The following is an 11,750-nucleotide window of genomic DNA, read 5'->3' on the forward strand; positions in this document are numbered from 1 at the left end:
TTACTGCATCCCTTTCGTACTGTCCTGTTTCGCTTCCAGCCGCTCAACGTCACGGTACCAGCGCGGGTGGTGTTTCTGCGCCCAGCGGCGGCTCACCTTCCCTTCAATCATACCTTTAATCGACCCTTTGACCCAGAAGGCCATATACATGTGGATCAGGATGGCGTGGATCAGAATGATGGCTGACGTCGCGTGAATGAGCAGCGCGTAGCGAATCACCTGAATGGGGAAGTAGTGCGCAAAGTACGGCCGCCAGATAATGACGCCGGTGACCAGCAGCACAAAAATCATGCTCATGATGGTCCAGAACATCATCTTCTGCCCGGCGTTGTATTTGCCGACCTTCGCAACCTTATGCTCATTGCCCTTCAGAACCTCAATAATCCCCTTCAGCCATGGAATGTCATGCTTGTCCGGAATATTGTGATGTACGAAGCGCGCAAACATAAACATCAGCACCACAAAAATCAGCACGCCGAAGAACGGATGCAAGATACGCCCCATCTGTGGCGTCCCGAAGGTTTCCGTCAGCCACTGCAGCGTCGGGAAGAAAAAGGAGATCCCCGAGACCGCGACCAGGAAGAAGCAGATCACTACCGTCCAGTGACAGGCACGGTCGACAAACTTCGTGCGCACAATCCATGACTTACTCATGAGGTTCCTCCTCGTCGTCATCCACCGCTTTGTTGGGTCCGATACCGATGTAGTGATAAATCAACCCGGCGAAAGTAGCGATAAAGCCCGCCGCAGAGAGCGGTTTAAGCGCCCCTTTCCACAGGTTGATCGAGGTATCGATCGCAGGATCTTTCGGCAGATTGTGGTACAGCTCCGGCTGGTCGTTATGGTGCAGAACATACATCACGTGCGTTCCCCCCACACCCTGCGGGTTATAAATGCCCGCACTGGCGTAACCGCGCGCTTTCAGTTTGTCCACGCGCTGCTGGGCTACCTCCAGCATCTCTCTTTTTGTCCCGAAGTGGATAGCCCCGGTCGGACAGGTTTTCACGCAGGCAGGCTCCTGCCCGACGCTCACGCGATCGACACACAGGGTGCATTTGTAGACCCGGTTATCCTCTTTACTGAGGCGCGGAATATTAAACGGACAGCCCGCAATGCAGTAGCCGCAGCCGATGCAGTTATCCTGCTGGAAATCGACAATCCCGTTGGCGTACTGGACGATGGCCCCGGCTGACGGACAGGCCTTCAGGCACCCCGGATCTTCGCAGTGCATACAGCCGTCTTTACGGATCAGCCACTCCAGCTTGCCGTTCTGATCGGTTTCGCTAAAACGCATCACCGTCCAGGATTTGGCACTCAGGTCCGCCGGATTATCGTAAACCCCGACGCAGTGTCCCACTTCATCGCGGATATCGTTCCACTCCGAGCAGGCCACCTGGCAGGCTTTACAACCCACGCAGGAAGTGACATCGATAAGCTTGGCGACTTCTGCCTTATCATCCCGCGCACGAGGCGCGGGGGTGATGGAGTTGGTCGCGGAGCGTTTAATAATGTCCTGTGTTTCCATTGCCATGTATTCGCTCCTTACGCTTTCTCGATGTTGACCAGAAACGCTTTGTACTCCGGCGTTTGCGAGTTGGAATCGCCGACGTTTGGCGTCAGGGTATTGGCGAGGTAGCCTTTTTGCGCCACCCCTTCAAAGCCCCAGTGCAGCGGAATACCGACGGTTTCCACCTGCTGACCATGCACGTTCAGTGCCTGCAGACGACGCGTAACCACCGCAACCGCGCGAATAAAGCCGCGCTTGCTGCTCACCTTCACGCGGTCACCGTTGGCAATACCCTTCGCTTTCGCCAGCGTTTCGCTGATCTCCACAAACTGTTCCGGCTGGGCAATGGCGTTAAGCCGTGCATGCTTGGTCCAGGTATGGAAATGCTCGGTCAGGCGGTAGGTAGTCCCGACATACGGGAACCTGTCCTTCTTGCCTAAACGCAGGACGTCCTCTTCATAGATACGCACCACCGGACTGGATATGACGTTCGGGTGCAGCGGGTTGGTACCGAGCGGCGTTTCCATTGGCTCGTAGTGTTCCGGGAATGGCCCCTCCGCCAGCTTATCGAGGGCAAACAGGCGTCCCAGCCCTTCCGGCTGCATGATAAACGGCCCGGTCTCACTGCCCGGTGCGGCGGTGCTGAAGTCCGGAATATCGTTACCCGTCCATTTGCTGCCGTTCCATTCGATCAGCATCCGTTTCGGGTCCCACGGTTTGCCGTTGATATCCGCAGAAGCACGGTTGTACAGCACGCGACGGTTCAGTGGCCATGCCCACGCCCAGCCCAGCGTATTGCCCAGCCCTGACGGGTCAGCGTTATCGCGGTTCGCCATCTGGTTACCCTGTTCCGTCCAGCAACCGGTGTAGATCCAGCATGACGACGCGGTCGTGCCGTCATCCCGCAGCAGCGCGAAGCTGTTGAGCAACTGACCTTTCTTCGCCAGCAGCGTGCCGTTCGCGTCATACAGATCCGCCAGCGCAACACCGTTATTCTCTTTGGCGACCTCTTCGGATTCAGGATGGTCCGGCTGTTTGTAATTCCAGCTCATCCTCAGCAGCGGTTCAGCGCCTTTCCCCCCTTCGGTGCGATACATTTCACGCAGACGATGGTAAATCCCGGCCAGGATTTCGCCGTCGTTACGCGCTTCACCCGGTGCATCCTGGCCTTTCCAGTGCCACTGCAGCCACCGGCCGGAGTTGGCAATCGACCCGTCTTCTTCTGCAAAACAGGTGGACGGCAGGCGGAACACTTCGGTCTGAATCGATGCAGGATCGACGTCGTTCATCTCCCCGTGGTTCTGCCAGAAGTTGGAGGTCTCGGTCACCAGCGGATCGATAACCACCATGTATTTCAGTTTGCTCAGGCTGCGAACGACCTTGTTTTTGTCCGGGAAAGACGCCACCGGGTTAAAGCCCTGGCAGATGTAGCCCGTAACGTTGCCCTTATCCATCATGTTGAAATACTTAATGACGTCGTAGGCCTGGTCCCATTTCGGCAACCACTCGAAGCCCCAGTCGTTTTCCTTCTGCGCGGCATCGCCATAGAACGACTTCATCAGGCTGACGAAGAACTTCGGATAGTTACTCCAGTAGTTCACCTGATCGGCACGCGTCGCTTTTGGCGTGTTGGCCGCCAGATAGCTGTGCAAATCAGTCTGCTTTTCAGACGGCAACGTCAGATAGCCTGACAGGCTGGTCGACAGCAGGCCCAGATCGGTCAAGCCCTGAATGTTGGAGTGTCCGCGCAGGGCGTTCACGCCGCCGCCGGCCATCCCCATGTTTCCGAGCAACAGCTGAATCATTGCCATGGTGCGGATGTTTTGCGCACCGACGGTATGCTGCGTCCAGCCGAGCGCATACAGGAACGTCGTGGTTCTGTCGGCGGCGCTGGTAGAGGCCAGTACATCACACACCTTGAGGAAATCTGCTTTTGGCGTACCGCAGATATTCTCCACGACGTCCGGCGTATAGCGGGAAACATGCTGTTTCAGCAAATTCCATACGCAGCGTGGATGGCTCAGGGTCTCATCGCGTCTGGCGTAGCCGTTTTCATCGAACTGGTAGTTCCAGGACCATTTATCGTACTGCCGTTTTTCCGCGTCATAACCGCTGAACAACCCCTCTTCAAAGGCAAAATCATCCCGTACCAGGAGGCTGGCGTTGGTGTAATGCTTAACGTATTCAGCGTTAATTTTGTTGTTTTCAATCAGATACAGCAGAACGCCCGAGAGGAACGTAATGTCCGTACCGGAGCGAATAGGCGCATAGATATCCGCCACCGATGCCGTACGCGTAAAGCGCGGATCGACAACGATCAGCGTCGCATCGTTATTGTTTTTCGCTTCCATCGCCCAGCGGAAACCCACCGGATGGGCTTCAGCGGCATTACCGCCCATCACCATCACGACGTTGGCGTTTTTAATATCAACCCAGTGGTTGGTCATCGCACCGCGACCAAATGTTGGAGCAAGACTTGCTACCGTTGGTCCGTGTCAGACGCGCGCCTGGTTATCTACCGCCAGCATGCCGAGGGAGCGCACAAATTTTTGCGTCAGCATGCCGGTTTCATTACTTGCCGCGGACGCGCACAGCATGCCGGTCGACAGCCAGCGGTTCACCGTAACGCCCTGCGCGTTCTTTTCGATAAAGTTGGCGTCGCGGTCAGCTTTCATCAGTTTTGCGATTCGGGAAAACGCCTCATCCCAGGAGATGCGCTGCCATTTGTCAGATCCTGGCGCACGGTATTCCGGATAGCGTAGACGGTTTTCGCTGTGGACATAATCCAGCAGACCCGCCCCTTTCGGACAAAGTGCGCCACGGCTCACCGGATGATCCGGGTCCCCTTCAATATGATAAATCGCTTCTTTGGCGTTCTTCGCGCCATCGCCCAGGCTATACATTAAAAGCCCACAACCTACGGAACAGTATGTGCAGGTGTTACGGATCTCTTTCGCGCGCAGCAGTTTATAGTTGCGTGCCTGAGCCAGCGCCATTTTGGGTGCAAATCCCAGCATTGCGGCTGTTGTTCCGGCCATACCGCCCGCGCAGATTTTAAAAAATTGTCTGCGGCTGACGTCCATTGTTGTCCTCGTTTTCATTTAAGACTTCGCGCCGCAAACTAGCAGTAAAGCCCCTGTTTTTTTTGCGTCAAATCAAGGTCACTTGTCTTCACCCCCTTAATAGTCACCCCCACGGAGTTTAAATACCTCTTTTTGATTAAAGACTTAAGAGAATAATTCGCGATGGCAGGAGGATTAATGCTATAAATTTTTCCTTTGATTTTTATAGCGATGGCAGGGTTATGGACAGAAAGAGAGCAACGCTCACGGGACTGGCGGCGATACTGTTGTGGAGCACCATGGTTGGCCTCATTCGTAGCGTCAGTGAGGGGCTGGGACCGGTGGGAGGCGCAGCAATGATATACACCCTCAGCGGATTACTGTGCCTGGTGACGGTAGGATTTCCTGATATCAGACGGTTTTCACCCCGGTATCTTATTGCCGGCAGCGTGCTGTTTGTCAGCTATGAAATTTGCCTCGCCCTGTCGTTAGGCTATGCCGCAACGCGCTCCCAGGCTATCGAAGTGGGAATGGTCAATTATCTCTGGCCAAGCCTGACGATTGTGTTTGCCATTTTATTTAACGGCCAACGGTCCACCCTGTGGGTGATCCCGGGCTTAGCCGTCTCATTGCTGGGCGTCTGTTGGGTATTAGGCGGAGAACAAGGGCTACATCTTGATGACATCATGCGTAATGTCATCTCAAGCCCGCTCAGCTACGCGCTGGCGTTCGCCGGGGCTTTTATCTGGGCGGCTTACTGCACCGTCACCAGTAAGTTTGCCAACGGGCAAAACGGGATAACGCTTTTCGTGCTGCTCACCGCGCTCAGTCTGTGGGTGAAATATGCGTTCAGCGAACAGCCGCAAATGGTGTTTACTCTCCCGGTGGTCGTGAAGCTCATCATGTGCAGCGTCGCACTGGGGTTTGGCTATGCGGCATGGAATATCGGTATTCTTCATGGCAACGTCACGGTACTCGCAGCGGTATCCTATTTCACGCCTGTACTCTCAGCAGCACTTGCTGCCGTATTGCTGAATTCCCCCCTCTCGTTTTCTTTCTGGCAAGGCGCATTAATGGTTTGTGCCGGGTCATTGTTGTGCTGGTACGCCACGCGAAAATAATATCGCTATCTTCTGCCGGGTCCATAATCGCCCGGCGGGAATTAACATAAATTTAATATGTGATCGCGCGTCAAAATAATGATCGGCGCGTTAGAAAAGCCGTTTAGATTCTGTTTATATTACCGCCCTTTCGTAAATCTCCGTCGTCTTTTATTGACATAACTTGACACCGTTACGTTATTAATCCCTTGCGAATATTAACAATGTATATAGCACAAAGTGCAATAGTGTGTTTCTGTGTGTTTCATGTCCAACAACGATTATCCCGTACAATGGAATAGTTAACCAATTGATTTTAAACAACTGACATTTATATCAAACGAGCAAAAAGACAGAAAATACCGACAATTAACAAAAGAAACTAAAACGGCCGAAAACTATATTGCGGCCAATGGTTTTGTTGAATAATTCATCAAAAAATGCACAAATCCCCACCATCTCATTCGTTACAGCCGCAATTTATCCGATCCGGATCACACTAATTGAAATTATTGCTAATATTTTGAAACTTATTATTGAAACCCTACTACAAGATTCTTAAAAATAGCATGCCATTGATGATTAGCCTCGTTTAGAAATCGTTCAAAGTGGCTCAGGAAATACTGAAGAAAATTATAAGGAATATTTAAGATGAAACTTAAATTAGTTGCAGTGGCAGTGACTTCCATGTTGGCAGCAGGCGTTGTAAACGCGGCTGAAGTTTTTAACAAAGACGGTAACAAACTGGATCTGTACGGCAAAGTAACAGGTCTGCACTATTTCTCTGATGACGCTGGCAACGACGGCGACAAAACCTATGTTCGTCTGGGCTTCAAAGGTGAAACTCAGATCAACGACCAGATGACCGGTTACGGCCAGTGGGAATACGAGTTCAAAGGCAACCGCTCTGAATCTCAGGGTTCTGACGGCAACAAAACCCGTCTGGCATTCGCGGGCCTGAAATTCAACGAATTCGGTTCTTTCGACTACGGTCGTAACTACGGTGTTGCTTACGACATCGGCGCATGGACTGACGTTCTGCCAGAATTCGGTGGTGATACCTGGACTCAGACTGATGGCTTTATGACTGGCCGTACGACTGGCGTTGCAACTTACCGTAACACCGACTTCTTCGGTCTGGTTGACGGCCTGAACGTGGCTGCTCAGTACCAGGGTAAAAACGACCGTAACGACATCACCGAAGCGAACGGTGACGGCTGGGGTCTGTCTTCTACTTATGAATTCGAAGGCTTCGGTGTAGGTGCTACCTACGCGAAATCTGACCGTACTGACCGTCAGGTTGCTGCTGCAAGCAATCTGAATGCAGGCGGCGAAAACGCGGAAGTATGGGCTGCGGGTCTGAAGTACGATGCCAACAACATCTACCTGGCAACCACCTACTCTGAAACCCGTAACATGACCAACTTCGGTAGCGGTTTCATCGCTAACAAAGCGCAGAACTTCGAAGTGGTTGCTCAGTACCAGTTCGACTTCGGTCTGCGTCCATCCATTGCTTACCTGAAATCCAAAGGTAAAGACATTGGTACTTACGGCGACCAGGATCTGGTTGAATACGTTGACGTTGGCGCGAGCTACTACTTCAACAAAAACATGTCTACCTACGTTGATTACAAAATCAACCTGGTTGACGACAGCAGCTTCACTAAAGCAGCTGGCGTTGCTACCGACAACATCGTTGCTGTTGGTCTGACCTACCAGTTCTAAGATTTGTTAGTATAAAAAAGCCAGCCTTCGTGGCTGGCTTTTTTTATTCGGTTTGACTGGCGTAATAAAGGAGCACGCCATGCATATTTTCAAAGGACGCTGCCTGTGTGGGATGAGCCAATTCAGCGTTTCCCTCAACAACTTCGACGTCTATGCCTGCCACTGTACCCAGTGCCAGAAATGGTCGGGGGGAATGGCCATGTATCTGGAAGCGCAGGGTCAACCGCTTGTGGAAGAAGAGTCGATAGCCCCTTCTCATTTCACGTCATCTGCGCGCGGCGAACGCTGGTTTTGTCCCGGATGCGGTTGCCCGCTGTGGTTCACACTAACCGCACGCTCAACGACGCGCTATTTCATTCCCTGGACGCAGCTTGAGATGAGCGAAGACGAACGTCGCCGTCTGATACTTGCCGCTGAAATCTATACAGAAACGCAACCCGCATTCTTTGGCCTGACCGGGCAATACGCGCGCTTTAGCGGCACCGAAATTGAAGCACACGACAAGCGCTGCCTGCTGACTCCCCATGACGCACACTGAGGGTTGCCCGGTAAGCATCGCGCCACCGGGCCTGTTTTTTACTGTTTCGGTACGTTTGCCAGGCTAAACCAAATCCCGACCGCCAGCACCAGTAACATTGCGCCGGCACTGCCTAACGCCACGCTGTGTGACGTGATAAAGGCCGTTTTTGCCGCCGCAATTAACGACTCCGCCAGCCCTGGAGTCAGGCTCTGCGCCACGTTCACCGCTTCGCCAATCGATGACGAGGCCTTATCGGCCAGCGTCGCGCTCAGTCCCTGCGGCAGAACAATTGACGCCGAGAAGCTGCGGGTTAACAGCAGACCAAAAATGGCAATGCCTAACCCTGCACCCAGCTCATAGGACATGGTTTCAATCGCCCCTGCGGCAGCCGCTTTCTCTTTTGGCGCAGCCGCCATAATTGCCGAGGTTGAGGCCAGCAGCGCACTGGCGGCACTGAAGCCCAGCAGCACCATCAGACTCCATGCCTGCCAGTGCTGCGTGCTGAAGTCGAGCAGCGACAGACCGATAAAGCTGACGGCACTCAGCCCCATTCCGCCTGCCGCCACCAGCCGCAGCCCCAGACGACCGACCAGCACACCGGCAATCGGCCCGCTAAACCCGCTGGCGACCATCAGCGGCAGCATAAACATCCCCGCTTCGAACGGCGTAAAGCCATGCACAAACTGCAGCTCCTGGGCCATCAACAGCTCAAACCCCACGAGCGCGATCATGGCGGTCATCGCCATCACGACACCGCTTAAAATAATGCGATGACAGAACAGACGCATGTCGATCATCGGCACGCGGGCGCGAAGCTGGATCCGCACAAAGATCATCAGCATCACCGCTCCGGTGAGCAGCGTCATTGCCACCAGCCACGGAGAAAGCACCCCTTTGAGCGCGGTTTTCGCGCTGTAGACCAGCAGTAATATCGCCACAATCAGCATGATTGCATGGGCAATATTCAGCGGCTGTTCCGGGCGTCCCTGTTGACGAGGCACCAGACGCACGGCAAGGGAAACAACGATGACCACGATCGGCACGTTGATCAAAAAGACCGATCCCCAGTAAAAATGCTCCAGCAACATACCGCCAATCAACGGACCAAACGCCGCACCGCCTGAACCGACGGCGGCCCAGACCCCAAGCGCGATGTTGCGATCGCGCGCATTAACGAATAACGTGCGGATCCCCGCAAGCGTGGCCGGGATGATCATCGCCGCCCCAATCGCCAGCGAGGCGCGGGCAGCAATCAGCCATCCTGCTGAAGGCGCAAATGCAGCTGCCAGCGATGACAAGCCAAACAGCGTACTGCCAATTATCAACAACCGTTTAAAACCAATGCGGTCACCCAGCGCGCCCATCGGCAGCACCATCCCCGCCATCACCAGCGAGTATATATCGATGATCCACAATAATTCGTTACCGCTGGCACCCAGCGTCATACTCAACGTCGGCGCCGCTACGTGCAGTACCGTCGCGTCGATCGCCACCGGGATATACACCAGCACGATAATGACTAACGCTAACCACTGACGAAACATAAATTTCCTTTTCTTTTAAATCATGGACACATGTCCAGCTTGCGATCCTACGTAAAGTTGAACGAGTGTCCAGCTTTTTGTTACACTTGTTTCAGTCCCATTAAGAGTGAGTGAAAATGCGATATCTGAGCAAGGATGAAAGGCGGGAAGAGATTTTACAGGCTGCTATGCGCGTGGCGCTCTCTGACGGACTTTCCGCAATGACGGTACGGCGAATTGCCGCCGAAGCCGGCGTCGCCACCGGACAGGTCCACCACCATTTCACCTCTGGCGGGGAGCTAAAATCGCTGGCTTTTGTGCGGTTAATCCGTGAACTGCTGGATGCGGATGTGGTCGGCAAGCAGGCCAGCTGGCGACAGCAGCTGCATGCCATGCTCGGCAGCGATGATGGCCGGTTTGAGCCCTATATTCGCCTGTGGCGTGAGGCGCAGATCCTGGCAAGCCGGGATACGGACATCAGGGGCACATATGTACTGACCATGGAGATGTGGCACCAGGAGACCGTCGCCCTTATCAAAGCAGGCACTGACGCGGGAGATTTTACCCCGGGCGATCGGCCAGAAAATATTGCCTGGCGTTTAATTGGTCTGGTGTGTGGCCTGGACGGCATTTATATATTAGATATCCCAGAGATGGACGACGCTGCCTTTAATAACCATCTTGATAAATTAATCTCTCTGGAATTGTGTTAATACTCACTTATGAGTATTAACAGCCCGCACTTACAATTCGTAACACATTAAGCGAACCCTTATTTCCCCTCCCGGCTCAGGGATTCGCTTTTTTATCTATCCTTTCAGATGTATCCCAAACCATCCAATAATTCCAGAAACACACTGTCAGACATCCACCTGTTTTTACTCCATTTTTTCTTTTTATGGTTAAGCAAGAGGGCGACATGTCACAACAAAGCGAGAAGAATAATCCTTATCTGCTGAGCAACTGGAAACCCGAAAACGCGCAATTCTGGGAAAATAAAGGAAAACATATTGCCCGAAGAAATCTTTTAATTTCTGTGGCTTGCCTGTTATTAGCGTTTTGCGTATGGATGTTATTTAGTGCCATTGCGGTCAATCTGAATAAAGTTGGATTTAATTTTTCCACCGACCAGCTTTTTATGCTAACAGCCTTACCCTCCCTGTCCGGTGCGATATTGCGCGTCCCCTATTCGTTTATGGTTCCTCTCTTTGGTGGACGCTACTGGACGGTGTTAAGCACGGTGATCCTGATTGTTCCCTGCGTCTGGTTGGGGATCGCGATTCAGGACACTGCCACTCCCTACTGGATCTTTATCGTCATCGCGCTGCTGTGTGGTTTTGCCGGCGCTAACTTCGCCTCCAGCATGGGCAATATCAGCTTCTTCTTCCCGAAAACGAAACAGGGTAGCGCCCTGGGGATTAACGGCGGGCTCGGGAACCTGGGCGTGAGCGTAATGCAGCTGGTCGCGCCGCTGGTGATCTTCCTGCCCATGTTCACCTTTCTCGGCGTAAACGGCGTGCCGCAGGATGACGGCTCAACGATGTGGCTGGCCAATGCCGCGTGGATTTGGGCGCCCCTTCTCCTGCTGGCCACAATTGCGGCGTTTTTCGGCATGAATGACATCGCGAGCTCTAAGGCCACGATTGCCAGCCAGCTACCGGTGTTAAAACGTTTTCACCTGTGGCTCCTGAGCCTCCTCTACCTGGCAACCTTCGGTTCGTTTATCGGTTTTTCAGCAGGCTTCGCCATGCTGTCGAAAACCCAGTTTCCTGACGTCAATATCCTCCATCTGGCTTTCTTTGGTCCACTGATTGGCGCGCTGGCCCGTTCTGCGGGCGGGATGATCTCAGACAAACTCGGCGGCGTACGCGTCACCCTGATTAACTTCGTCTTTATGGCGCTTTTCAGCGCCCTGCTTTTCCTGACGCTTCCCGGTTCCGGGTCGGGCAGTTTTCTCGCCTTCTATCTGGTCTTTATGGGCCTGTTCCTCACCGCCGGACTGGGCAGCGGGTCAACGTTTCAGATGATTGCCATCATTTTCCGCCAAATCACCCTCATCCGCGTGAAGCAACAAGGGGGAAGTGACGAGCAGGCGCAGCATGAAGCAGTGACCGAAACCGCGGCAGCGCTGGGCTTTATCTCCGCCATCGGTGCCGTCGGCGGGTTCTTCATTCCGAAAGCCTTCGGCACGTCGCTGGCCATGACCGGCTCGCCTGTGGGTGCCATGAAAGTTTTCCTCGTGTTTTACATCGTCTGCGTCCTGGTGACCTGGCTGGTTTATGGCCGCAAATCTTCACAACAATAACAATTACA

General features: G+C 53.5%; 9 protein-coding genes. 5 read left to right on the forward strand and 4 right to left on the reverse strand.

All coding sequences use genetic code 11. The annotated features are described in order from the left end of the window. The 3 genes from fdnI to fdnG are packed head-to-tail and all read right to left on the reverse strand — an operon-like array spanning position 1 to position 4,590. Positions 1-654, reverse strand: coding sequence for a formate dehydrogenase-N subunit gamma (fdnI, locus tag L462_RS15830; RefSeq protein ID WP_032678227.1), 654 nt, complete (start codon positions 652-654; stop codon positions 1-3). Continuing rightward, the gene (gene fdxH, locus L462_RS15825) at positions 647-1,531 is read right to left on the reverse strand and encodes a formate dehydrogenase subunit beta (protein ID WP_032678228.1); all 885 of its coding nucleotides are present in this window, start codon (positions 1,529-1,531) and stop codon (positions 647-649) included. Before fdxH ends, fdnI begins: the two co-directional genes overlap by 8 nt. 11 nt (positions 1,532-1,542) lie before the next feature. Then, complete coding sequence (fdnG, locus tag L462_RS15820; RefSeq protein WP_155964479.1) at positions 1,543-4,590, reverse strand: formate dehydrogenase-N subunit alpha; 3,048 nt, start codon at positions 4,588-4,590, stop codon at positions 1,543-1,545. A 221-nt stretch (positions 4,591-4,811) separates the two neighbouring features. On the opposite strand from fdnG, the gene yddG reads away from it, so the two are divergent. From yddG to L462_RS15800, 3 genes are all read left to right on the forward strand, one after another. Then, on the forward strand, positions 4,812-5,690 hold the full coding sequence (gene yddG, locus L462_RS15810) for an aromatic amino acid DMT transporter YddG (RefSeq protein WP_014170222.1): 879 nt from the start codon (positions 4,812-4,814) through the stop codon (positions 5,688-5,690). Between the two features lie 630 nt (positions 5,691-6,320). Continuing rightward, on the forward strand, positions 6,321-7,394 hold the full coding sequence (ompC, locus tag L462_RS15805; RefSeq protein ID WP_032678230.1) for a porin OmpC: 1,074 nt from the start codon (positions 6,321-6,323) through the stop codon (positions 7,392-7,394). A 79-nt stretch (positions 7,395-7,473) separates the two neighbouring features. Further along, the gene (locus L462_RS15800; RefSeq protein ID WP_020884055.1) at positions 7,474-7,932 is read left to right on the forward strand and encodes a GFA family protein; all 459 of its coding nucleotides are present in this window, start codon (positions 7,474-7,476) and stop codon (positions 7,930-7,932) included. 38 nt (positions 7,933-7,970) lie between these two features. Here L462_RS15800 and L462_RS15795 read toward each other — a convergent pair whose 3' ends face one another. Further along, positions 7,971-9,458: an MFS transporter gene (locus L462_RS15795; RefSeq protein WP_032678231.1), complete on the reverse strand. Its 1,488-nt coding sequence runs from the start codon at positions 9,456-9,458 to the stop codon at positions 7,971-7,973. Positions 9,459-9,574: 116 nt separating this feature from the next. On the opposite strand from L462_RS15795, the gene L462_RS15790 reads away from it, so the two are divergent. Together L462_RS15790 and L462_RS15785 are read left to right on the forward strand one after the other, a co-directional pair. Then, positions 9,575-10,150: a TetR family transcriptional regulator gene (locus L462_RS15790; protein ID WP_032678232.1), complete on the forward strand. Its 576-nt coding sequence runs from the start codon at positions 9,575-9,577 to the stop codon at positions 10,148-10,150. Positions 10,151-10,356: 206 nt separating this feature from the next. Beyond that, positions 10,357-11,742 (forward strand): NarK family nitrate/nitrite MFS transporter, encoded by a 1,386-nt coding sequence (locus tag L462_RS15785; RefSeq protein WP_032678233.1) that lies wholly within the window; start codon positions 10,357-10,359, stop codon positions 11,740-11,742. Positions 11,743-11,750 lie beyond the last annotated feature (8 nt).

Source organism: Enterobacter sp. BIDMC 26 (genome assembly GCF_000534435.1).
Lineage (GTDB): Bacteria > Pseudomonadota > Gammaproteobacteria > Enterobacterales > Enterobacteriaceae > Enterobacter > Enterobacter ludwigii.